The sequence below is a fragment of the Pseudoalteromonas sp. SR41-1 genome (assembly GCF_014164015.1).
In the GTDB taxonomy this organism is placed as follows: domain Bacteria; phylum Pseudomonadota; class Gammaproteobacteria; order Enterobacterales; family Alteromonadaceae; genus Pseudoalteromonas; species Pseudoalteromonas distincta.
In genome coordinates, this window is record NZ_JACJEK010000005.1 from 26,050 (window position 1) to 52,403 (window position 26,354).

18 protein-coding genes and 1 tRNA gene are annotated in these 26,354 nt (G+C 36.1%); 4 read left to right on the forward strand and 15 right to left on the reverse strand.

The genetic code is table 11. The annotated features are described in order from the left end of the window. Positions 1-6: 6 nt before the first annotated feature. The 15 genes from H5118_RS05370 to H5118_RS05440 all read right to left on the reverse strand — a co-directional run bounded on the left by H5118_RS05370 (position 7) and on the right by H5118_RS05440 (position 16,200). Positions 7-930, reverse strand: coding sequence for an SDR family oxidoreductase (locus tag H5118_RS05370; protein ID WP_182748068.1), 924 nt, complete (start codon positions 928-930; stop codon positions 7-9). 9 nt (positions 931-939) lie between these two features. Then, complete coding sequence (locus H5118_RS05375; protein WP_182748070.1) at positions 940-1,695, reverse strand: glycosyltransferase family 2 protein; 756 nt, start codon at positions 1,693-1,695, stop codon at positions 940-942. 127 nt (positions 1,696-1,822) lie between these two features. After that, on the reverse strand, positions 1,823-2,869 hold the full coding sequence (locus H5118_RS05380) for an EpsG family protein (protein WP_182748072.1): 1,047 nt from the start codon (positions 2,867-2,869) through the stop codon (positions 1,823-1,825). Beyond that, positions 2,862-3,740 carry a glycosyltransferase family 2 protein gene (locus H5118_RS05385; RefSeq protein ID WP_182748074.1) on the reverse strand — a complete coding sequence of 293 codons (879 nt, stop codon included), beginning with the start codon at positions 3,738-3,740 and terminating at the stop codon, positions 2,862-2,864. The genes H5118_RS05380 and H5118_RS05385 overlap by 8 nt, the downstream gene beginning before the upstream one ends. Before the next feature lie 78 nt (positions 3,741-3,818). Further along, entirely contained in the window at positions 3,819-4,778 is a 960-nt protein-coding gene (locus H5118_RS05390) for a glycosyltransferase (RefSeq protein WP_182748076.1), read from the reverse strand. Further along, on the reverse strand, positions 4,763-5,686 hold the full coding sequence (locus H5118_RS05395; RefSeq protein ID WP_182748077.1) for an NAD-dependent epimerase/dehydratase family protein: 924 nt from the start codon (positions 5,684-5,686) through the stop codon (positions 4,763-4,765). Before H5118_RS05395 ends, H5118_RS05390 begins: the two co-directional genes overlap by 16 nt. Continuing rightward, positions 5,686-7,017 (reverse strand): hypothetical protein, encoded by a 1,332-nt coding sequence (locus H5118_RS05400; protein WP_182748078.1) that lies wholly within the window; start codon positions 7,015-7,017, stop codon positions 5,686-5,688. The genes H5118_RS05395 and H5118_RS05400 overlap by 1 nt, the downstream gene beginning before the upstream one ends. A gap of 21 nt (positions 7,018-7,038) precedes the next feature. Further along, positions 7,039-7,587: a dTDP-4-dehydrorhamnose 3,5-epimerase gene (gene rfbC / locus H5118_RS05405; RefSeq protein WP_182748079.1), complete on the reverse strand. Its 549-nt coding sequence runs from the start codon at positions 7,585-7,587 to the stop codon at positions 7,039-7,041. Between the two features lie 13 nt (positions 7,588-7,600). Then, on the reverse strand, positions 7,601-8,476 hold the full coding sequence (rfbD, locus tag H5118_RS05410) for a dTDP-4-dehydrorhamnose reductase (RefSeq protein ID WP_182748080.1): 876 nt from the start codon (positions 8,474-8,476) through the stop codon (positions 7,601-7,603). Then, positions 8,476-9,348, reverse strand: coding sequence for a glucose-1-phosphate thymidylyltransferase RfbA (gene rfbA / locus H5118_RS05415; protein ID WP_182748081.1), 873 nt, complete (start codon positions 9,346-9,348; stop codon positions 8,476-8,478). Before rfbA ends, rfbD begins: the two co-directional genes overlap by 1 nt. 15 nt (positions 9,349-9,363) lie before the next feature. Further along, on the reverse strand, positions 9,364-10,437 hold the full coding sequence (rfbB, locus tag H5118_RS05420; protein ID WP_182748082.1) for a dTDP-glucose 4,6-dehydratase: 1,074 nt from the start codon (positions 10,435-10,437) through the stop codon (positions 9,364-9,366). A gap of 39 nt (positions 10,438-10,476) precedes the next feature. Continuing rightward, a complete protein-coding gene (locus H5118_RS05425; RefSeq protein ID WP_182748083.1) occupies positions 10,477-11,412 on the reverse strand; it encodes a Wzz/FepE/Etk N-terminal domain-containing protein in 936 nt (311 codons plus the stop codon). Between the two features lie 199 nt (positions 11,413-11,611). Beyond that, on the reverse strand, positions 11,612-14,290 hold the full coding sequence (locus tag H5118_RS05430; protein WP_182748085.1) for an SLBB domain-containing protein: 2,679 nt from the start codon (positions 14,288-14,290) through the stop codon (positions 11,612-11,614). A gap of 122 nt (positions 14,291-14,412) precedes the next feature. Further along, positions 14,413-15,195, reverse strand: a complete 783-nt coding sequence (locus H5118_RS05435; protein ID WP_024596589.1) for a YdiY family protein — start codon at positions 15,193-15,195, stop codon at positions 14,413-14,415. Positions 15,196-15,381: 186 nt separating this feature from the next. After that, positions 15,382-16,200, reverse strand: coding sequence for a mechanosensitive ion channel family protein (locus tag H5118_RS05440; RefSeq protein WP_002958438.1), 819 nt, complete (start codon positions 16,198-16,200; stop codon positions 15,382-15,384). 284 nt (positions 16,201-16,484) lie between these two features. Between H5118_RS05440 and H5118_RS05445 the strand changes: the two genes are divergently transcribed. The 4 genes from H5118_RS05445 to H5118_RS05460 all read left to right on the forward strand — a co-directional run bounded on the left by H5118_RS05445 (position 16,485) and on the right by H5118_RS05460 (position 26,345). Beyond that, positions 16,485-16,560: transfer RNA gene (locus tag H5118_RS05445), tRNA-His, on the forward strand. A 569-nt stretch (positions 16,561-17,129) separates the two neighbouring features. Then, on the forward strand, positions 17,130-18,455 hold the full coding sequence (locus H5118_RS05450) for a surface lipoprotein assembly modifier (protein WP_182748087.1): 1,326 nt from the start codon (positions 17,130-17,132) through the stop codon (positions 18,453-18,455). Positions 18,456-18,467: 12 nt separating this feature from the next. Next, positions 18,468-19,589, forward strand: a complete 1,122-nt coding sequence (locus tag H5118_RS05455; RefSeq protein WP_182720563.1) for a FecR domain-containing protein — start codon at positions 18,468-18,470, stop codon at positions 19,587-19,589. Positions 19,590-19,628: 39 nt separating this feature from the next. Further along, positions 19,629-26,345, forward strand: a complete 6,717-nt coding sequence (locus H5118_RS05460; RefSeq protein WP_182748089.1) for an Ig-like domain-containing protein — start codon at positions 19,629-19,631, stop codon at positions 26,343-26,345. Positions 26,346-26,354 lie beyond the last annotated feature (9 nt).

The following is a 26,354-nucleotide window of genomic DNA, read 5'->3' on the forward strand; positions in this document are numbered from 1 at the left end:
AACCTATTAATTTATTGCTGAGAACTTAAAACCATCTTCAACTGAATATGGTGGTGCCCAATTAAGTGTATTTTTTGTGTAAGTTATATCCACTTGTAGAGACCCTATTAAACGATCTACTACTTGTTTTTTACCTAGTAATGAACCAGCCAGGGAAAATAACGTCGGCGGTACTGGCAGCGCTAAGTTTGACTTACCCTGAACTTTGGCCATTAATTGTATCATTTCAGCGGTGGACAGGTCATGATCATCACTTACTAAAAACACTTGATTTATGGCATTAGGGTGCTTTATACAGAGCTTGATAAGGTCAACTAAATTATAAACAGACACCAAGCTACGTTTATTTTTATTTATCGCCCTAAATGGTAAAGGAAATCCTTTATTCACTAAACTCATTAGAGATGCAAAGTTAGCTTTTACCCCTTTACCATATACTAAAGGAGGCCTTATAATTACTATTTCCATACCTGTTTGTTTCCCTAAAACTAGCAATTGTTGCTCTGCCTCTGCTTTAGAAATGCCGTATGGATCTTCTGGAGCGTTTTCTTGTTCGTTAAAAGGGGATCTGCCTGTTGTACTTTCCCCATTTACTTTGATTGTACTTACGAATATAAAACGTTTAACACCAGCACGAGCAGCCTGAGTAGCCAAATTTAATGTCCCCTGAGTATTTACTGCCCTGAATTCATCTAGAGGGCTTTCAGATTTTTCGGCCATTATATGAACGCGTGCGGCGCAATGAATAACTACATTAATTTCTTTTAGCGCTCTAGTGTAATCAGAATCAGCGTCAATATTAGCAATATGCTGATTAGGATACCCATTATCTGAGCGATTAATATAGCTCAGCACATAATCATCTTTTAACTCAGGGATTAAGTGCTGGCCAACAAAACCTGTGCTACCGGTTAATAATACATTATACACTAGCGATACTTACCTTTTCGTAAACAAAAAACGAGTTAAACTATTCAGATACCATAAAAAATGCTTTGAAAATATACTTCTATTTTTGTATTCGCCTTTATGTACAGCACTTATATTCTTTAAAAACCTAAGCGAAATATTTGCTTTATTTAACCGATAACAAAGATCTACATCTTCATAATACATAAAGTACTTTTCATTAAAGCCACTTACTAACTCAAATGCAGAGCATTTTATACATAAAAAAGCACCTGATGCCCACTCAACAATATCGCCCTCATTTAACATATCTTTATTGTAAGGTGAATTTATTGGCTTCATTAAAAATGGATTGAACAAGTTAGTTAGTTTTGGAAAATAACGTACTGAATTTTCACTTTCAACTAACTCTTCACTTTTAAAAAGGTTAGGGGCAAAAAAGGCTCCATTTTGAGCAGTTAAACTAACTATAAGCTTTTTAAATTCATCGAGTGTAATAACTACATCTGGATTAAATATAATAAACCAATCTTCATTATTTGCATTTAATTTTTGTTTTGCATGATTAAAGATAAAGTTATTATTTTCACCAAAACCTAAAATTTCATTAGTGGTCACATATTCAAGCTCATGAGTTTTAACATAGTTTTCAAGCTTACCTTCTTTGATATTGTCTTTTATAACAACATATACATTATTGAGCTCAGCTATTTTTAACAGTTCTTCATTTTTTGAAATATACTCGTAATGGCCATGAGAGACTATTCCGATAATTATTTTAGACATTTTCCTTCCATAAAATAGTTTTAATAAAAATACAAAACCTCACTGCTCAAAAAAGATCCCCCCTGATTAACACAACATATAACTCAGACTAAATTAAAAGTAATTTTATTTTTACAGAGCAACGAATTTAAGTAATTAAATTCATAGATGAATATAAAAAGGCGCAACTTAAAAAAAGCAAAAAAAACCGAAAATAAACCTTAGATTCTTTAGAAAATACTTTGGATAAGAAAGCAAAAAAAAGCAGATCGAACACAGAAAAAAATTCTGATAGCCTAAGAGCGATTGAATCGTTTAATCGGAAAAATATAAAGAAAAAAGTTCCTAAGCAGGAAAAACAAAAGAAAAGCTTTAAATAATATCGATTCATGCTTTTTACTTTTTCATCTCTCCAAACATAAAACCACAAAACATATAAAGTATATAATGTTATTTTAATTAGTAAATAAGAGTTAAGTAGACTCAAGGCAACAACTTCATATGAAGCATCGAAATATGGCACCAATCGTTCACCAATAACAGGTAGGAAAACGAAAAAACTCAAGTCCATAGGAAACATAATACCTAAGAGCATAAGAAAAATAAAAAGTAAAACGATAGTTTTTTCGTATTTATCTTTTTTAACCAAAAATAAAATTGGTATAGTAAGTACAATTAGGAAAGCTGATAGATGAAAACACAATGAAATTAACAGTATAAAAAAACTACTGAAAAATTTCCTGTCCATATAAAAAGATAAAGAAACTAAGGAAAGTCCAATTGCAGCCGCTGCTCTAAATTGAGTTAACTCTAAAGTAAAAAAAAACTTACAGAAATATAATAGCGAGAATGTGGCTATTATAGCTGTATCGAACTTTGCTATTAAAAAAACTTTAGAAAATATTGAAATACTAACAAATACAATAATTACAAAATATACACCACCATCAAATAAAGCAGAAAAGTTAGAAAAAAAATAAAATGCGGGATCTTTAATTGAAAGTACGCTACCTGTACTCGATTCCTTTATAGAGCTAAAGTACCAACTTAAATAGTTATCATAATCTTGTGAATTTTCAACGTCTCTTACAAAAAAAAATAATAAGAAAGACAGTGAAATATATAATAAGAGTACAAAACACTTTTTCAACGAAAAGGTGTTTTTTTTATTATATTCCAACACAGAATTAACCATTAAACTTACCAAAACGACCTAACACGCCATGATAAATACCTTTTAACATATGTTTAATGTGTGCTGGTTTATCTGTAGTAGAAACAGCATAAACAAAAAATCGTGGGGCTATTTTAAGTAATTCAGAAATTTTCCACTGAAATGGGATGTGTGACATCCTTAGTAGCATAAAAATATTTCTGAAGTAATAGTAATGTCTTATAGGTGAGTGATTCACATATTTTTTCCCTAAAAAAATCACTGGCTTTTCGCCTATTTCATGTTCCATTTTTAGCCAAGGCAGGCCAAGTACTTTATAGCCTTTTTGGTGTGCACGCAAACACCACTCAATATCAACAAAGTCGATAAACAGCTCTTCATTCATAGAGCCAATTTCACTGTAGCAGGCTAAATTAATTAAAGTTCCTGAACTTATTACGTACGAAACATCAATTGGGCTGTCACCATCTGCTGGGACTCTTCCCATCAGAAACTTTCGTTTCTGTATGAACGCAGCGTCAAGCCCTAATGCCTTATCATGATAGCAAGGCGCTACCAAGGCAATTTCATTAGGTGCTTCATGTTCCTCATAAAATGTAACCAAGCCATTAACCAAATCTGATTTAGGTACGCTATCTTGATCCAATAATAAACAATATTTATTTCCTTGTTGCTGAGCACTATCTATTCCAATATTAAGAGCTTTAGCAATCCCTACATTGTCATTTAATGTAATTAAAGTGATTGAATTGCAAAAATTGTACTCCGTAGGTTCAGGAGTGTTATCAACTACAATAACATTGTAATCCTTTGATAAATTAACAACATTATTTATGTGGTCTCGCTCTGGTTTGTAAAATATAACAACCAAACTTAAAAGATTTGTGGCCATCTTGATATATACACCTTAGGTATCAGATAAAAACTGCATGTAAACAATAAATTATATAGCTTACACTGAGATCTGCTTCTATTTATTTTTCAAAATTATTTTTTGATCATGGAAAAATTTAATTAATATAAATATAAAGCGAGGAGTGAATAACACCCCCCATATAGCAAACTTATTAATGTGCGATGCTAATTTTATATTATCCTTATTTTTCAAATAACTACTTAACGTTAAAATACCTAAAAACCTGAGTTTGATCATATTTTTTAGCCCAAATATCCCTGTATACTTAGAATGACTTTTTATAACTTTAATACGCTCAAAGGCAGCAGGATTTACTTTATAAACACCATCAATCAGACTAATCCAATCATTAGCAAAGACATTGAATATTTCTGCTTCCCAGTAACTTTTAGCTTTATTAATATTTGTAGCTACTTTTACTTCATCGATAAAAGTTAAATTACAAGACTCTACAACTCTATTAAATATAATTTGTGATTGTGGGAAATTTTTAGCAAGAGCAACTGTATCAATCTGCTCTATAACTTGTCGCCTATATATACAGCAGCCAGTTAAAGTTAAATGCCATGCTAACTCAGAAAACAATCGTCTAGTATCTGTATATATTTGACTTGGGTGTGTGAAATTTCGTTCTCGAACATTTGTTACATAAAAATCCGATTTAACAGCGTTAATTTTTTGTAAAAGCTGAGCTATACCACCATTTTCAATATACATACTATCACCTAGATACCAAATATATTCTTGCGTTGGCATAGACAGCGTTCTTATGCAGTTTCTATCATGGCCTAAAGAGGGTACATTTCTACAATATACAATATTATTGTATGTATTTTTCAGTAACTCAACCATGCTTAATGTATCATCGTTTGAGCTATCATCAGAAATATAGATACATATATTGTATGCTCGTAATTCTGGCAACATTTTTAGTATATTTTCTTTTAAAATATCAGCTCTATTATAAGTAGGTATTGCTATAGATAATTGTTCAGAAATTAAATTTGCTTGCAATATAATAACTCCTCAATTCCTTGCTTTAGGCTCTTAGGAGTATAATTAACATATCCATTTAACTTATCAATATTCAGCACTATCTTTTTTGTATCAACCAATCGCTTCTCTTCAGATAATATGATTAATTTATTCTTAGTTATATTTTCGATTATTTCTATTATTTGATTAAGAGACATTCCAGTCCCAGAACCAATATTAATTACTTCTCTAGAAGTACCTTTGTCTAATAGCTGTACAGTGATATTAATAAGATCAATAACATTTATATAATCTCTAATTATTTCCCCTTTTCCATAAAGTGTTAAAGGGGAGCTAGTAGATAGTTTATTGATTGCAACAGCAATAAATCCTTGATTTCTATCTTTTGGTTGGTATCTTCCATAAACATTAGATGGTCGTAATATTAAATAGTTTAAATCACTATTTCTAGCGACAAAACGTATGAAATTTTCGATTAGTAGTTTGCTATACCCATAGTAATTTATTGGATTTAAGGCGTTAGTCTCACATACTCTTTCTGAGTCAGTATTTCCATAGATAGTGCCCCCAGACGAAAAGTAAACAAACTTAATATTCTTAGACGCTAGTAAGTGAATTAGTTTATACGTAGGCTCTATAACCTCTTTTAATTCTTGATTAAAATCACTAAAGTCGCTTGAAGGTATTAATCCACTTGCTAGGTGAATTACAGTATCAATTTCGTAGTTAGTAATAATACTCTTTATATTTTCAATATCTTGTAGATCGCATTTTAAAATAGCAACATTATTCATATTTCTAACTTTTTGCTGCGCATTAGTTAGATTTCTAGTCAACAAAACTAAATTAACATTTTTAGACTGAAGCTCTTCGATAAGATTTTTTCCAATAAACCCCAAAGCACCTATTATTAAGATATTTTTCACTATAATCCCTTACTCTTTTTTAAATAGTACTTATTCATCTCTTCTTTACCAAAATAAAAAAACAAAGGAAGCATTATTAACCACTGAAATAGGTTCACGTAAATATACATATGATAAATAGATTTCTCTTGCATCGAGATAAAAACAATAGCACCGGTTGACAGTGCTGTAATTATTGAAGGGATATTAAATGGTTCTAATTTATGAGCTCTTACATAAATAGCATAAATACTCATCAATACTACACTTAGCTCAGAGAAGCAGAGCAATAATATATTACTAAAACTTAAGATACGGCTATTATAAAATTCAAAATAAGAAGCGAGATAAACAAGCAGCATAATCGCAAATACCCCCACAATATAAGTTCCTAAGGTAAACAATGAACGCTCTTTGAATAATTTATAAAGAGCCACACGCTCACCTTTAGCAGCTAACATATTCATTTTTGGGAGTTTTGAAAATAGCCACACATAACAAAATGTGGAAATAGCTTTAACAATTGTTATGGATAGTCCTAATTGACCTGCTACCACATCACCTTGGTACTTATATGCTATTGGCACATATAAATTAAAAATAAAATATCCACATAGAAAGCTAACAGCATACTTAGACTGTAAGGTTATTATTTCCTCTTTCCATGAATGGATATTTATAATGTTATGCTTATATATTTGTACACATAGCTTTCCCGCATATCTTTTTAATAGTATTACTGATGTAAGTACGTAAAAAGCGATTGAAAGAGGTAAAGTAAAAACCCCACCACCTAAAAGCAAACCAACAACAATTACGGTTAGAGAAACTAAATTACTGTACGCTATTGTTAAATGAATCTCATAAATGTTATCAAAACCTTTATAAATTGCCTGTAATAGACTAACGAATAAGTTCACACCATTGAAAATACAGTAGATTATCCAAGCCAATTTTATCGAGTCACTTTCGTTTTCAAAAAAGTAAATACCAACAAATACCAAAAGTACGACAGCTAAAGGCACAATATACAAATAAAACTTCAAAGCATAGCGGACTAAACCAAACGCGCGGTCGATCGAATTACGCTTTCCAATTAAAAAACCATTTTTTTTCTTTAAATAAGCGTATTCATGACTCACAAATTGGGTAATGATACTAGTAAACCCCAACTCAACAATGCCGCTTAAAGCTGATAGACTAATAAATGTATACCAGATACCTTGCTCTTGCACATTTAAACTAAATAATACAGCCATAATCACTAATGGCCCTTTCAGAGCCATTATGAAGCGATCTAAAAATAGAACTAAAGTATCTCTGTCTTTAAATGCGTTTACAAAAGTTTTCATTGGATATTATTTATCACTCTTTTAAAGACAAGTACTTTTGAGGAATGTCATTGCATTTTTATCTTTATCCGAAAGTAAAACATTATCTATTTTAACAGGCCATTGTATATTTAAAGTTTCATCGTTCCATAATATTGATTGCTCGGATTGAGGATTATAATAATCTGTACATTTATATACAAACTCAGCCTCTTCACTAGTTACATAAAATCCGTGTGCAAAGCCTTCTGGTACCCATAGCTGTCGTTTATTCTCGGCAGATAGATAAACCCCTACCCATTGCCCAAATGTAGCAGAGCTTTTACGTATATCAACAGCAACATCAAATACCTCACCTGATGTTACGCGTACTAACTTACCTTGTGTATTTTCAGTTTGGTAATGTAAGCCGCGTAAAATACCTTGCTTAGATTTAGAGTGGTTGTCTTGCACAAAAGAGGTGGGCTTTTTAGTAACTAGCTCTTCAAATTTTTGCTGGCTCCATGTTTCCATAAAAAAGCCGCGTTCATCACCAAATACCGCGGGCTCTATAATTTTAACATCAGGGATGTTGGTATCGATTACTTTCATGTTTTCAACCTACTTATTTATACTGTTGAATATTATTTAATGCGGCTTTCCAGTCACTCGGCTGTATAAAAAAATCTGTTGTTATTTTACTACAATCTAATTTTGAGTTAGCTGGACGTTTAGCTGGAGTTGGGTAGTCTGCAGTCAAGATTGAGTTAACCGTTACAGGTGATTGAACAAGATTCTTAGCGAATGCTTTTTCAAAAATTTCTGATGCAAACTCTTGCCAACTAACATGTGGATAACCTGAATAGTTATAAACACCAAATTTAGTACTACCCTGCTGTAGCTGTTGCGCTATGCTAACTATAGCTTTAGCTATATCACCTGCGTATGTGGGGCCGCCAAATTGATCACCGACGACACCGAGTGTGTCGCGTGTTTGCGCTAAACGTAGCATAGTTTTAACAAAGTTGTTCCCAAACTCGCTAAACACCCATGCTGTGCGCAAAATAATATGGGCATCGCACTCTTGTGCAACGCTTTGCTCACCTGCTAGCTTTGTTTGACCGTAAACGCCTTGTGGATTTACTTCATCAGTCTCAGTATATAAACCGTCTTTATTGCCGGCAAAAACATAGTCAGTTGATATATGAATAATCGCTGCGTTTACATGTGCCGCTGCTTTAGCTAAGTTTTTAGGCCCAAAGCTGTTGATAGCATTTGCTAACTCAACCTCTGATTCAGCTTTATCAACCGCAGTATATGCCGCAGCATTGATAATAATGCTCGGCTTATATTCATTCACTATTTTACTAACTTGTTCAGCATTAGTAATATCAAGTTCTTCACGACTTAATGCCAAAAAGTTAATTTCCGTCATATTGCTTAACTGTGATACTAAACAGCTACCAACTTGACCGTTTTTACCGGTAATAAGTACTTTCATTATTTTGCCTCTGTCGCTAAGCGAGTCAGATATTGGCCGTATTCGTTTTTCATCATTGGCTTGGCTATTTCAAGCAATTGCTCTGTGCTTAACCACCCGTTACGCCATGCGATTTCTTCAAGACACGCTACTTTTAAACCTTGAACATTTTCAATGGTTTGGACAAATGATGAAGCCTCGTGAAGACTTTCATGAGTACCTGTATCTAGCCATGCAAAACCACGCCCTAATAATTCGACATTGAGTGTCCCATCATTTAAATACATTTCGTTTAGTGTTGTTATTTCAAGCTCACCACGGTGAGAAGGTTTCACTTGCTTTGCTAGTTTAACTACACGGTTATCGTAAAAGTATAACCCTGTGACGGCATAGTTAGACTTTGGCTTTTCAGGTTTTTCTTCTATAGAAATAGCTTTCATATTTTCGTCAAATTCAACCACACCAAAACGCTCTGGGTCTTTAACTTGGTAGCCAAATACCGTAGCGCCTGTCTCTCTGCTAGCAGCACTTTTTAGAGTTTTACTAAACGATTGACCGTAGTAAATATTATCCCCAAGTACTAGGCATACATTATCGTTGCCAATAAACTCTTCACCTATTATAAATGCCTGTGCCAATCCATCCGGTGAAGGTTGTATTGCATAACTCAGATTTATGCCGTAATCACTACCATCGCCTAACAAACGTTTAAAGCTGTCGTTATCTTCTGGTGTGGTGATTATTAATATATCGCGAATTCCCGCTAACATTAGTGTAGATATTGGGTAATACACCATTGGCTTATCGTATACTGGTAATAACTGTTTTGATACTCCACGAGTAAGTGGATAAAGGCGAGTACCTGAACCACCTGCTAATATAATTCCTTTCATAAAATGCTCCTTTAATTATGAATTAATTTCGCCAAGGCGTTCACGTTGGTATGAACCATCTTGCACATTTTTACACCATGACTGATTTGCTAAATACCATTCAATTGTTTTGCGTAGACCGGTCTCAAATGTTTCCACAGGGGTCCAGTTTAGCTCTGAACTCATTTTAGATGAGTCAATAGCGTAGCGCCTATCGTGGCCTGGACGATCTGTTACATACGTGATTTGCTCAGCATATCTTGTGTCTTTAGGTACTAGAGTATCTAAAATATTACAAATAGTTTGTACTACTTCAATATTTTGCTTTTCATTATGACCACCAATATTATAAGTTTCACCAATAGCGCCTTCGGTAACTACTTTATAAAGTGCACGAGCGTGATCTTCAACATAAAGCCAGTCGCGAATTTGGTCACCCTTACCATAAATAGGTAAATCTTTACCTTCTAGCGCATTAAGTATAACTAAAGGAATTAACTTCTCAGGAAAGTGGTAAGGACCATAATTGTTTGAACAATTGGTGACTATTGTTGGAAAACCATAAGTACGTAGCCAAGCACGAACTAAGTGGTCACTCGATGCCTTGCTTGCCGAATAAGGACTACTTGGCGCATAAGATGTTTGCTCAGTAAATAAGGGCAGCACACCTTCTTGCTCATCTGGATGTGGTAAATCGCCATAAACTTCATCCGTTGAAATATGGTGGAACCTAAATGCTTCTTTCGCACTAATATCTAAATTATTCCAGTAATTACGCGCAGCTTCTAATAAGTTATAAGTGCCAACAATATTAGTTTGAATAAAGTCACTTGGCCCTGTAATTGAGCGGTCTACATGGCTCTCTGCGGCTAAGTGCATTACAGCATCAGGTTTATGGGTGTTAAATACACGATCTAGTTCTGCACGGTCACAAATATCAACCTGTTCAAAAAAGTATCGCTCACTCCCTTCAATCGATTTAAGCGACTCTAAATTACCTGCATAGGTAAGTTTATCTAAATTAATTATTGTGTCTTGCGTATTTACAATAATATGACGCACAACCGCTGAGCCAATAAATCCAGCACCGCCTGTTACTAAAATTTTCACTTTAATATCCCTTAAATTTTACTCTGTTAAATATTTTTACTACTGAGCGTTTTCTTTCGTAAAGTATCTTATTGTTACAAATAGAATGCCTAATATTCCCCCAAAAAAAGTACCTAATATACATATCAGTGCACGTTTAGGGCCTGATTTTTCTTCTGGTACTAAAGCTGGATCAATTGTTTTGAATACATATTCGTCTCGCACGTTTGCAAACATAATAGTTTTAGCTTGCTCTTCAACTAACTTATAAAGCACTGAGCGTATATCAGCTACTTTAGTTTCCTTTAATTGCTTTGTTAAGAAAGCCGTACTTTTATTTGCTTCAGAAACATCCCTATATTTCATTTCTTGGTTAATGTCTTCAATCAACCAACTTACCCACTGTTGGGCTACGTAAGGTGAAATAGATTCTACTGATAAAATTATCATCCCAGTTTCTTTATCTGTAGATATTGAAGTAACTTTACGGAACTCTTTATAAGCTTCCTGTAGCGAAGGTTTTGATTTATATGGAGAAGATACTTCTCTAACCCACTGGTGAGCAGCTACATCATAAAGCTCAGGGTCATATCTAATTTTATTATCTTGTGCATTCCAATACTCTGCGGCCATTAAATTTGGTAATAACTTATGCTTTTGAATGAAGTTACTAATAAATTGGCGTGATTTTAAAACCTCGATGGCTAATTGGGTTTTATTATTCGAGTCCGAGCCTAAATTGACTCCAGCTAGACTTGCTAAACCACCAAATTGACCAGCTAATGCGCCCAGGCCACCACTTTTCTGCTCTTCTGCAGGTGACAATAGAGCCTCAGATTTATATATGTTAGGTTGATTAACCGCATATATCACAGAAAAAGTACATAAAACTACTGTAGAAAAAATAACAGCCCACTTCCCTTTCCAAATTACAGAAAGTAACGTTGTTAAATCTATTTCATCATCAGGAATATTTGAAGTTTCATTTTTTTTCATATTTTTACTTACTTTTAATTATTTACTAACCCTCTAGAGCATATTAAGGCCGTTAGCTATTTGATATCTGTTATGAATTATTAATTTAAGATAGTGCTACGAATAAATTCCCACTAGTTAACTTAAAATAATTTAATCATCATTTAATTCTTACAAATAAAATGCCCAAACAAACTGTGAGGACACTTTATTTTAGATATTACAAGCTACCAATAGCAGCGACAGCCACACCTAACTGATAAAGGATCTGCGTTGCTGTGCTCCAAAGCGTTAGCTTGTCCATATGTCCTGCATCCATTGGTATTACTATTGTGTCACCTGGTTCTAACTGGTCAGCATTATTTGCTGCAAACCAACCACCTGTACTTGGTATTTTCACTGAACCATTGGCTTTAATAATGTAAATTCGATCTTCAGCGGCACGCTCTTTAAGGCCACCACTTAGAGCAATATAATCATCAACACTCACCCCTGTTTTATATAGGTGTGATGTGGAGTAGTTAACTTCACCAATTACGCTAATTGAATCACGCTTGCTTGGTACATAAAGTGTATCACCATCTTGAAGTACTAAGTTTTGTTGATTATTTACAATTAAAGGTAAATCAATTACTAAACGCCCTACGGCTTCAACACTCGCGAGGTCGTTTAACAGCTTGTTCATTTCTTCATAAGAAAGTGTGTTACTGCTTACAGAGTTTTGGAAGCTCTTAGAGGCGATGTCGCGGCGAAGCTCTGTAGATAAACGCGCTAACTGCTTTTCCTCTTGTTCTTTAATTGATGTACGGGTAAATACAGCTGCTTTTTGTTCTGCAAATTGTGAAAAACCACCCGCGCGTTCAAGTAATTCAGTTAGCGTTTCACCGCGGCGTATAGTGTAAGTGCCTGGAAATTTAAGCTCACCTTTTAATTCTACTTTTACATTTTCTTGCCAATTTGGAATTGCAAAAACGTTGATGCTGTCTTTACTTTGTAATGTAATATTACTTTGAAGGTCGCCTTTCATGGCGCTTTCAAGGTCAAATCGTAAGTGTTCTATTTTAGAACCATCGCTGGCTACAATACGTGTAATTTCAGCTTGTTTTACGTAGGCAGACTCTAACAGGCCACCGGCTGCTGTTATTAAATCACTTACCTCACCACCAATCATTAGTGGATAAATACCAGGGAAAGTTACATTCCCGCTGATTTCAACTAATTGCATTGCTTGTTGCACTGATGCTTGCTGTTTAAATTTAGCAATAATCGGCGCTAATAAGTTATGGCGGCTAAATAATGCGTAATCTTCAGGTTTGAGTTCTTGGTCTTCTGCTTCTTTTGCTTTGCGTTTAGAAATTTCAGCAATTGTTAGTATTTTATTGTCTTCAAGAACAAGCTCTTCGTCTTCTTGATTAACACCAATATATTTTTCGAACTCTTTTTGCTCAAACTTGTGCCATTGCTCTGCTTTTTGTTGCTGCTCTTGTTGCTCTTGGCTAAGGGCCATATTTGCTAGAGCTGATTGCTCTGCTTCTTTTTCTTCAAAACGACTAAATACAACTATCTTGTCATTAGCTTTAAGTTGTAAATTGTTTTCAGTATTTTTAATAATCGCTTGAGCAACGTCGAACTGATGCGCTTCTATATCGCCGTTTACGTTTATTTCGCGGATTACGAGGCCGTAGCTTAAATCGGCTTGCGGTAGTAGGTCACCGCGTATAGATTTAAGTACATCTGAAATACGCTTGCCTTGGTGCCATTGATAATTACCAGGGCGTGCTACTGCACCAATTAAGCTAATTGAATTTTGATATTGCGAGCTAACTGAATTAAAGCGAATGCGGTCGCCATCTTGTGGGATATAGTTAATTTGTGGTTTTGAAAAATCGACCGAGAGTACTTCTTTACGATCGAAATTAAAGCGCTCTACAATTGCGCTTTTAGCGTATGCATTTGGTTTAAGGCCTCCGGCCATCGCTAATAACTGCTTAGCAGACTCGCCTTTTTTAAGTTCAAAAATAGCGGGACGTTTAACTGCACCTTCAACTGTTACTTGAGCGCCAACTGAAGGTATAAATACTGCATCGCCCGGTTTTAATACGATGTCGTTGCTGCTATCGCCATTAATAAGTAAGTCGTAAAGGTCAAAGTTTGCAACTACGTTGCCTGCGCGTTTAACTTGAATATTACGAAGAGAAGCAATGTCAGACACGCCACCGCTTACGAATAATGCGTGCGAAACGGTTGTTAATGAAGAAACACTGTAGCTACCAGGCTTGTAGGCCTCTCCTAGCACTAAAATACGCATGCTACGAAGCTGACCAAGCGATACAAACGCTTTTACACCTATTACCTCTTGCTCTACTTTTACTTTTACTAATTCTTTAATTTCAGCAAAAGTTAAACCGGCCACTTCTACAGGGCTTAAATCTGGAATACTAATACGTCCGTCACGGTCAACTATAACTTCAAAACTGTCACTTTCTTTACCATAAAAGTTTATTTTTAATTGATCGCCAGGGCCCACAATATATGTATCTGGTACTGCGGCATTTTCGCTTGGCATAAATGTAGTTGGTTCACCTGCAAACAATTCGTAACCGTACGGCTTTAATTCGTCTGTTTTTGGTTTAAAGCGCTCTTCATCTGTAAGCTTTTCTTTTTCGGGTTCTGCGCGCTCACCAATACTATTTTGCTGCTGTGTATTATTTTGATTATTAGATTGGTTTGTACCAGTGATCGTTGATACATCGACACCGTATTGTTTTGCGAGGGCTTCTTGTTGAGCTTTAGGTAACTTTTTAAATTGCTCAATTTGAGACGCTGTTGGCGTAAAAGCCAAAGTACTAAAGCTACAAAGTAGAATAAAAGCACTAATAAATTGTGTAAAAACTTTCACGAGTAGGTATATCCCTAGGTCTACAACCAAAATTGGCCGCTATAATACCTTAATTTTAAGCAAATAAAAAAGGGACTTTCGTCCCTTTTGTCACTTTAGTGTAATTAACTTAACTACATTGGTTAAAAACTGTAAACCAACGTGAATGACGTTTCAGTGTCAGTGCTTTCTTTATCGTCAGCAACATCTGAGTTGTTAGTGACATTAAAAGCGACTTTCATTTGTAACGAGCCGTTTATTTTTGCAAGTAATGCAGTTTCAGAACGAGTTTTAGTGTTTGTATCACCGTACTCAACAGCAACTAATTGAGTAAAACGTGCATTCTCAGAAATTTGCCAGTTGTAATCTAACTTACCCAAGGCAATTACTTCGCCTTCAAATTCACCAGCAAGAGAGTTACCGTTGTCATCAACTTCAGTGCTGTCATCTGGGTATTCAAAGTATTTATAACCAGGACCAATTTCAGCACTTAGCCACATAGTTTTTTCGTTTAATAAACGTAAACCGTAACCTGCAGAAATTACTGACTCACTTCTATACGCTCCAAAATAATCTGAAACGTGTGAACCATAAATGAATAAATGAGAATGATCTTCATTTAATTTGTAATTACCTTGTGCAGAAATTGAATACTTCTCGTTAGTGCGCTGCTTGTTTTTGTCACCATTAGCATCTTCAACTTCATCTTCTTTGTAGATGCCGTCTAGCTTGTATTCGTTGTTCCAGTGTTCTAGGTTGTGCTGAACTTTAATGCCACCTTTAAGAGTGGTCGTTTCTGTATTACCACTTGTGACAATAGCACCTAATTCACTGGTAACTTCCCATGTTCTTTGTTCTGCGTCTGCAGCAAATGCGTTTGTTGCAGCAGAAGCCGCAACTAAAACTGATAAAAGCTTTAATTTCATTAAAAAATAACCTTTGTATAAATGTACATCTATTTTATTAAAGCATTACTTGTTAGAGCAAGCTAAACAGCTAAGTAATAATGTAAAAAATTTTCATGCAGCAAATACCGCATGAAAATTTTATGTTTAATAGCTCTTTAGCACTATAACAATTAAAGATAACTTTAATTAAATAACTATTTAAAATTAGTCTTGCTTGTGAAAGTGAACATCCATTTGTGGAAATGGGATAGTAATATCTGCATCATCTAATGCGATTTTAATATTTTCCATTAATGACCAGTAAGTAGGCCAATAATCAGCAGCGTTAACCCAAGGGCGAACAATAAAGTTAACACTTGAATCGCCTAACTCATTTACAGATACATTGTAAGCTGGATCTTTAAGTATGCGTGTTTCTGCATCTAATACAGATTTTAATACTTCTTTTGCGTGACGTAAATCTGCATCGTAGCCAACACCAATAACTAAATCGATACGACGAGTAGACTCTCGTGAGAAGTTAGTAATAGCACCAGACATTATTTGAGAGTTTGGTACGATAATTACTTTATTATCTGGAGTACGTAGTTCAGTTGAGAATATTTCGATTTTTTTAACCGTACCCATTTTATTACCTGCTTCAACAAAGTCACCAGACTTAAATGGACGAAGTAAAATAATTAGTACGCCTGATGCGAAGTTAGATAATGAACCTTGCAATGCTAAACCAACAGCTAAACCGGCAGCACCTAAAATAGCAATGAACGAAGTTGTTTCAATGCCAATTTGCGAAAGTGCCATTAAAATAGTTACAGCAAATACAAGTGTGTACACAATACTTGAAACAAATGAACCGACAGCTTTATCTACTTTCTTTTTAGCAAAACCTTTTTCAGTTAAGTTAGAACAAAACTTAGCAACACGACTACCAAGTAAAAAGATAACAAGCGCAACAACAGCTTGTATACCGTAGTGTAAAATTAGGCCTGAGTTATCGTTAAGCCAATTAAGTACTGAATCCATATTTACTCCAAATGTTTTTTATTAAACGTTTTCGGGCATTATTATACATTAATTTACAATTTATTCTCATGAAATAATGAATTAATACTATTAAATGCAAGTATATTCTATTTTTTAGAGGCATTTATGCGATAAAACATAGCCTACTTTGAAAAAATATTAACGACTAAATACTAATTATATTTGCCTGATTTAAATTATTTTAATTTATTTCACTTTTGGGCTTCACAACAATTATTATTTTATGTATTATGCGCGCCACACCAAACAAGGTGTGTGTAGTGGCGGTTGTAGCTCAGTTGGTAGAGCCCCGGATTGTGATTCCGGTTGTCGCGGGTTCAAGCCCCGTCAATCGCCCCACTTTTTTCCTAGTAAGCCTTCATATTTATACCCTATCTTTACTCTGTAATATAAACTCTAAAATACCTCAATATATTAGCCTTACAACACAATTATTAATACTCTAGTTAAACCCACTAATTTACAAATCTCGCGCTGCGATTAAATCATCCCTAGATTAAAAAATTTCAATCCACAAAGATCAACACGCCCTAATTAGTAATAATATTTAATAAACAAGTATTTATACCAATTCGCTTAATTAAGTGATCTATTTTGAGGATGGAAAAACATGTTGATAGCTTGGCAAAAAATTCGCTATTTAGTTGTTCTCGGCAATTGCTCCTGCATTGCTCTACCTTCTGCATCCATGCAGTCGTAAATGAGAATTTTCTAACACAGGTAGCGACACGTTTAGCCCCGCAAAATGATTAAGTATTATCGCGGATTGGTATAACTCGTTACTTATCTACAATTAATTAACTAATGTGACTGTATTAACTATACTTAGCTACAAAAAGTGGTAGGTTTCTAATGTTGGCATCACTTTTTACAAAACATCAAACTTCTACTGGGATATAAAATTAAGCATGATTAAACAGGTTTTAGGAAATTTACTGTGTAGTTGTTTAGCTGTAATGAGCTTTAACTCATTGGCTCAAAGCAATGATGAATTCAATAAGCTATTGATTGAGCTTCAAAAATTAGTTTCTGAAAAAAAATACACTCAGGCTTATCAAAAAAGTAATAGCGAATACCAGTACCTGGGCGAACCCGTATACGACTTTTTATTAGGGGTCAGTGCACTTAAAACAGGGCATGCGGCGCCAGCTGTATTTGCCTTTGAACGCGTGGTTGAAAATAATCCTAGATGGTATGAAGCTCGCTTGTACTTAGTTCGCGCTTATTTAACAGTTAATAATTTACCTGCTGCCGATACTCAAGCTTTAATACTAATCAACTCACCTGACACACCTAATAATATAAAGTCTTCAGCACAGTCATTGCTAGAAACTGCTGCACTTAAGCAACAAGAAGCTGGACGCTCTTATAAACAAAATATTGAGCTTGCCCTTGGCGTAGATGGCAACGTAAACGCAGGTACTGCAGAAAATACGATTATAATTCCTAATATTGGTGAGTTTTTGTTATCGCCAGAAAGTAAAAGTACGCAGGACAACTATGCACGACTTAATTACAGAGGAAAGTACTCTCACCCTATTGATCAAAAAAGCTTAATCATTTTAAGTATTGATACCGGGTGGTACAAGTTTGAAGAACTCAGTCAATACGATCGTATAAATGCGCACATTAATGCCGCCTATCAATATAAACAAAATGACATAAGTTGGTTTGCACGAGTTGCTACCACTCCGTTGATGCTTGATGGCGAACTTTATCGTACTGAATCAGCTTTAACGGCCGGAGCTAATTTTACGCTAAATAAACAAGTTAATTTATTTAGCTCTTTGACTGCGGGTGTTTTAAACAATAGATTTGATGAAAAGCTCGATAACTCATTTTATGCGATGAATGCAGGTGCTAGCTATGCAGCTAAAAATTGGTTTCAAAGCTTAAGCATTAACGCTAAAAGCGAGGAAGCGGACATTACTGAAGGTGAATTTAATAGCCGTAATATTACGAGCTTGTACTACCAAGTGAACACTCAGTTGGCTCAACATTGGCAGTTGTTATCTCTTGCTGGATACCAATGGATTAATTATAAAGATGATCACCCTTTATTTTTACAAGAACGTGCCGATAACCTCTTTATGTTCTCAACTTCTGTTCGCTACTTAGTTAATCGCGATTTAGCCATACAGTTGGCTGCCAACTATCAAGATAAATCCAGTAATATTTCTTTATTCGAATATGACCGTTTAGATATCAATTTAAGCGCTTCTTACTCATTTTAATTTAAGGTATTTATGAAACATTTACTCCCTGTAATTACCACTTTACTTTGTGTAAGTTTTTATACACAAGCAAACGACCCTGCTGGTAAAACTATTTTAGCACGAGGCTCTGTACTCGCGGTTGATGGAAGCAATGAACAACAACGACAATTGCAGCGCAGAGATACTGTTTTTGGCGTAGATCGCATTACGACCGGAGAGAAAAGCAAAGCGCAATTTTCGATGTTGGATGGTGGTTTAATAGCCTTAAAAGAAAACTCAGAATTAAATATTGCTAACTACGAATTTAATGACAATACCCAACAGGGCTCTGCTTCTATTGAGTTACTTAAAGGCGGTTTGCGCTCTATTTCCGGCGTAATTAAAAAAAATGGCGGCTCTTATAGTGTAAAAACTCCCGTAGGCTCTATTGGTATACGCGGAACGCATTTTGAAGTTCAGCTGGTTAAAGGCGATGTATTTTTAGCGGTATGGGATGGCGCAATAGATTTAACGTTAGAAAATAATAACGTGGTTTCTTTGGGTGATAACGAGGCATTTTCGTTTGCACAAATTACAGCCACTGGTGAAGTCTTTAAAACAACACGTGCGGCACGTGTGTTTGATCAAAATATAGTAGCAATTGACTCTAAAGACGACAACGAAGAAGAAACTGAGCAAGCATCGGTAACTGAAGTTGAAGTAAATGCTTTTGAAGCAGATACAGGTGTTATGGATATATATTCTGAACAGCAATTTCAAACTGTTAGCAGCGCATCTTTAGTCGATCAAATAGCTCAGCGCCAAGGTGTATTTAACTATGAAGTATCAAGCTTTAATGTAAATTCGAGTGTGGGTGCTGTTACTGACTTTGCTATGACTATGGCAGTTGATTTTGATAATGGCACCGTACCTGATGGCGAAATTAGTTTTAATGACGCCGGTGGAAATTGGTATGCAGCTTACAGCGGCTTAATAAATTTAAGCGAACTTGAGCTGGCCGTTACATTTGCATCCCATGGTAACAATAAAGCCGAGGGCGATGTTGATGCAATATTTTTGAATGACCTAGACAATATTACTGGCAACTTTAATCTTAACGAAATAAATAATCCTGATGTAAATGCTAGCGGTTCTTTTAAATTAGAACCATAAACACATTGGATACAAAGCTTTTATTATGGAGTATTTAAAATGACAGCAAAAAATTTATTTTTGCTTGGTTCTATGGTGTTTTTGTTAAGTGCCTGTGGAGGCTCAGAAGAAAGCCGCACTCAAGAGACAATACAATCACCTACGGCTGAAGTAGTACCGCCAACGGTGACTAGCTATATAAATTTGGCTGGTGTTATAGCGAGTAATCAAACCAAGAGTACAAAAGTTTTAGGTGCTGTCACTTCAAGTAGAGGAGTTGTTGGAGCAAGTTTAGCAAATACTCGCGCTAATATTGTTTTTCCACAAACAAACGACACCGTACAAGGTAATGTTTCTTTTTTACTTGAAGCTTCGGATACTGATGGCATTGCTGAAGTTAATTTAGTGCTCCCTAGTGTTAATAAAAGCATATCACTGTGTTCTTCTGATTGTGGTGTTGGCTACGGAAAGTCAATTATAGGCCTCAGCCCTGCGCTTTATGGCGTAACTCCAGGGGAAATACGTCTCGAAATATGGATAACTGACACTTTAAATAATCAGGTACTTGCTGATGCAATCACTTTTAACTGGCAACCATATCAAATTGAAGGTGTTACAGCACAACGAGACGAAGATAATATTAATCTTTCGTGGCAAGCTAACCCCGAACTTAATCGTTACAACGTTTATATTGCAACTCAAGCTGGAGTCACATCTACTAACATTAATGAATTAGAGAATGGGCAACAATTTTTAAGTATTCAAGATACTGCATTAAGCATTACCGAGTCACTTACAGATAAAAGTTATCAAGTACTTATTACCGGTGTTGATGGCAGTGGTGAAAGTGGTTTTGCTAATATAATAAATATAGCGCCAGTGGGTGGAGAGCTTGCATTTGCACCAGAGGCTAATGCCGATCAGTTTCAGATAAATGAAGATCAAACTCTGCAAGGTAACGTGCTAACAAATGATACGAATCAATACAGTGGCGATTTACGTGTAAATACAGATGCATTAATTCTACCGCAGCATGGCACTCTTAATATAAATGAAAATGGGGATTTTACTTATATCCCTATTGCAAACTTTAATGGTGAAGATGCCTTTAGCTATCAAGTTGCTAACGAGCTAGGTATGACAGATACCGCAGTTGTAGAGATAACCATTTTAGCTATTAACGACGCTCCTATTGCGCTTGATAATACTTACAGCATTACAAACAATGGAACCTTAGTTGTCCTATCGCCAGGCTTACTTATAAACGATAGCGATATAGACTTAGATGACTTAACTGTTGATACAACGCCGGTTAGCGAACCAACAAGAGGACAATTAACCCTTTTTGATAATGGTGGCTTTGAATACCAAGGCGAGCAAAATATGCAAGGCCAAGACAGCTTTCAGTACAGAGTTGTTGATGCACAAGGTGCTCTGGCTATTGCAAATGTAACTATTGTAAGCTCAAACACTAACGTAGCCCCTGTAACAAAAAATGATAGCTATAGTTTAAGCGAAGATGAAACACTTGTGGTTACAGCAGCCAATGGTGTGCTTAGTAACGATACTGACCCAAATAATGACAGTTTTTCAGTTGATGAAACGTTTATGGTGGCACCCACACATGGCCAACTATTATTAGCAACTGATGGCAGCTTTAGTTATGTGCCGGATGCTAACTTTAATGGTGTTGATCAATTTCAATATCAAGCTATAGACTCATTAGGTGCAACCTCTACAGCCACAGTAACTTTAGTAATAAACAGCGAACCCGATAACCCTGTTGCACAAAATGATGCCTATCAATTTAGCAAAAATAAACTATTTGAAGTAACAGTACAAAATGGCTTGTTAATTAACGACTTTAATATTGAGGCTGGTGATTTATCGGTTAATACCACGGCAATTAATGCAACTCAAAATGGCGAACTTACATTAAATGCTGATGGCTCGTTTACCTATCAGCCAGACTTAGGTTTTATTGGTGTAGATAGCTTTACCTATTCAATTTCAAATGAGCAAGGCTTAACTGCAACAGCTCAAGTAACCTTAAGTGAAAGCGGCGTTAATACTTTTCCAGAAGCCAATGACGATCAATATACGTTAGACGAAGACAGCTCTGCATCTTTATTAGATGTGCTAGCTAACGACACTGATGCAGATGGCGATACAATTACTATTTCTAATATAGAAAATACTGCTGGTGAAGCGACTATTGTCGCCGGAAAAATACAGTTTACTCCACCAGCAAATTTTTCAGGTGAGATAGTACTAACTTACACCATTACTGATGGTTATAGCACTGGTAATGAAGGTATAAACGACAGAACAGCAAGTGTGACGATTACCATTACACCTGTTAATGATGCCCCTACTGCAAATGCTGATTCAGTAACGATGAACGAAGATGCTCCTGCGTTATTAGTTAACGTATTAGCTAACGACTCCGACATTGATGGCGATACTCTTGTGATAACAGCTGCTACTGCAGATATAGGTTCTGCATCTGTTGTTGATAATAAAATCCAATATACGCCTACTGCTAATACAAATGGAACAGCAATTATTAACTACACAATAAATGATGGGAACGGCGGTACTGCAACTACTAACTTAACAATTACTATTACTCCCGTAAACGATGCTCCAATAGCAAACACAGACTCAGCTACAATAGATGAAGATGCAGCGCCAATACTAATAAATGTATTAGCAAATGACTCAGACGTGGATGGCGACAGCCTTGCCATAAGCGCAGCATCAGCTGATATTGGCTCTGTATCAGTGGTTGGCAATCAAATTCAATATACACCGGCAGCCGACGACAACGGCGTAGCAACAGTTACTTATACTGTAAGCGATAGCAGCGGTGGTGCCAGTACAACAACGTTAACTATCACTATTACACCTGTAAACGATGCTCCAATAGCAAATACTGACACAGCAACGATGGATGAAGATGCAGCGCCAATACTGATAAACGCATTAGCCAATGACTCAGATGAAGATGGCGACAGCCTTGCCATAAGCGCAGCATCAGCTGATATTGGCTCAGCCTTGGTCGTTGGCAATCAAATTCAATACACCCCAGCTGCGAATACTAATGGACTCGCCACGATAACTTATACTGTTAGTGATAATAATGGTGGAACAGATAATACCACGGTCACTATTACTATAACGGCAGTGAACGATACACCTGTTGCCAACAACGATACTGCTACTATGGCTGAAGATGCAGCACCAATACTGATAAACGTATTAGCCAATGACTCAGATGAAGACGGCGACAGCCTTGTCATAAGCGCAGCATCGGCTGATATTGGCTCAGTCTCAGTAGTTGGCAATCAAATTCAATACACACCGGCAGCAGACAACAACGGCTTAGCAACAGTTAGTTATACCGTTAGTGATAATAATGGTGGAACAAATACTGCCACGGTCGCTATTACGATAACTGCCGTGAATGATGTACCTGTTGCCAATAACGATACCGCTACTATGGCTGAAAATGCAGCGCCAATACTGATAAACGTATTAGCCAATGACTCAGATGAAGATGGCGACAGCCTTACCATAAGCGCAGTCTCAGCTGATATTGGCTCAGCCTCAGTAGTTGGCAATCAAATTCAATATACCCCAGCTGCGAATACCAATGGACTCGCCACGGTAACTTATACTGTAAGTGATAATAATGGTGGAACCAATACAGCCACAGTCGCCGTTACGATAACTGCCGTGAATGATGCACCTGTTGCTAATAACGATACTGCAACTATGGCTGAAGATGCAGCACCAATACTGATAAACGTATTAGCAAATGATACTGACTCTGATGGAGACAGCTTGGTGATCTCTTCAGCCTCAGCTGATATTGGCTCAGCCTCAGTAGTTGGCGATCAAATTCAATATACCCCAGCTGCGAATACCAATGGACTCGCCACGGTAACTTATACTGTAAGTGATAATAATGGTGGAACCAATACAGCCACAGTCGCTATTACCATAACTGAGGTTAACGATGCACCTGTAGCATCGGTTCAAAGTTTTAGTATTAGTGAAAATGCTACAGATGGCGACATCATTGGGACTGTTAGCGCGTCAGATATTGAGAACCAGACCTTAACTTATAGTTTAACTGGCGGTGACACTGCTTCATTTGAAATTAATAGTAGCTCTGGTGTTTTATCAACCGTAGGTGAAAGCCCATTTGATTTTGAAACAACTAATCAATATATCTTAAATGTGACTATAACTGATGATGGCACACCTAATGAAAGTTCAAACGTTAACATAACCGTTAATATTACTGATGAAGTTGAACTTCTTATTCCAACTGAAGATGTGACATTTGGCCGCCCAATTACAGGAGAGCTTGATCTTTCGAACATTTTTTCTGGTGGTGAGTTTAAAGACAGTATTGAGCTTAATGGCAACCTATATTTTGTTGGTTTTACCAACAATGCTGATAAAGACCTTCTTATTGTCTCTTACTCAAATAATGGTGATATAAATACTGCCTTTAATAACACCGGCACTAAAATACTCGATTTAGATCAAGATGAGGAAGCCACAGCTATTATTTCTGACGGTACAGATCTTTTCATTGCCTATTCGAGTTTTGATGGCACCCATAATGAAGCTTGTATACTTAAAATGGATCTCGCTGGAACGTTTAGCACTGGTTCGGATGATGACGATGATGATGACGACGGTGAAAGTGGCGCAGGTATTCAGTGTACAACGCTTAATAGTACTACCGTTATTAATGACCTTGAAATTGATGACGATAAAATACTGGCTGTAGGTAAACACTTTGATGGGACTCAAAACGATAGCCTATGGATACATTACAAAAAATCAGATCTAGATTTTGAGAATTCTACTCCAGCTATTGTCGATGTTAGCGGCGCTAATCGAGATGATGAAGGCTTTGCAATTAAGAACTTTGATAAATCCGACTACTTAGTTGTAGGGACTGTTACCAGTGCAGAGGGAACAAAAGACTCTCTAATTCGTTATTTAAAATCTGATGGCGATAATGACAATAACTTTAATGGTGGCGCAGCACTAATAATTGATATATCAGATAATAATAAAGACGACGAACTTTTTGCTGTAGGCGGAGTTATTGATTCTGAATTTACTGCCTTCGCAGGTGGATATGTAACAAGAACCAGCGGTGAAAAAGAAGCGGTAGTATTAGCTATTAATAAAGATGGGGAGCTGATCACCACCTTTGGTAATGCTGGTATAGCAATTTATGATATTGATGGTAATGGTGGAAATGGCAATGGCGGCGCTAAAATTACAGGTATTAAACACGAGCCTAGTAACAATGGCATTAGTTTGTCGGGGACGACTGGCGTATCAGCCTCAGAAAAATTATTTTCAGCACGGATTAATAATCAAGGTACTTTAGATAGTGCCTATGGCACCTCCGGCATTAATATAATTGATGGTATAAGTGGTAAGCAATTTGCCAACACTTTAGCTATCGACCCTAATGACACTATTTGGGTAGCTGGTGTTAATGATGATTCAAGTACAAAACCGTTTATTGCAGCAATAGATAGTCAAGCCACATTATTTAGTAACTTTGAAACCAGTGGTTACTCTACCTTTAATAATTTAGTAGATGCGACTAACGATGAATCAATGAACGTTTTACAACTTAGCAATGGCCCTAATGTTGGTAAGTACATTCTTGCATCAACGGCTAAATCGGACTCAGTTACTAAGTTAGTATTAACACGTTTTACGAGTGCGGGTGATATCGATACTAGCTTTAGCGAAAGTGGCCATAAAGAAATCGCCATAGATTTGAGTAAGTCGCGTGTTGCTTTAACCGAGCAAAGCGAAGGCAATTTAGTTATTACAGGCTCTAAAAATAGTGAAAATGGTGAAGCGGGCTTTGTAGCTAAAGTTGATCAGTCTGGTAATTTAGACACTTCATTTGCAACAGATGGTGTATATACAACTTCTGTCAGTGGCGCAGAATTGGTAAACCTGACAGGTATTGCACTTGATAATAGCGGTAACATTATTACTGTTGGGTCAATCGTAATAAGTGGCACTCCTAGCCCAATCGTTATAATGTTGACGCCAGAAGGTACCCTTGAGCCTAACTTTGGCACTGGCGGAAGTATCATAGGCTCAGCTTTTGAGTACTATAACCGCGTACATACCGACAATGCAGATATTTTCATTGGTGGTAAGTCAGTATTAAGTGGCACTTCAAAGCTAATCGCATTGAAGTTGAGCTCAAACGGTACTGAAATCTTTAAATATGTAGGTGAGGAAACTACAGATACCGACAATAAAATAGTGCAGATTTTAACTGACACAACGGGTAAGTTATATTTAATAGCAAACCTTATTGATTCGCCAAATAAAGCCAATGTTATTAGGTTGCTTGTTACGGGTACGCTTGATACTAGCTTTGCCGTAAACGGTGTCGGCGAATATACTTTGGCCTCAACCGGTAACACTGAGCTAAGTGGTGCAGCGCTAGATAGCAGCAATCAACTTATTTTAGCAGGCAAGGCTAACAATAAAGGAATGTTAGCGCGCATTTTAACTGACGGTACTTTAGATAATACGTTTGGAGCCAGTGGTGTAGGATTTTATGAAGCAAGCCAATGTGTCAGTACGCATGTGTTTACTTCAATCATTCTGCAAAATGATACCCAAGTTGTTGTAAGTAGCACTTGTAATGACACTAACTCTAACAATGTTAGTATTTCTAAATTCAATTTTGAAGCAGATGGAGCTTAGCCTTAAATT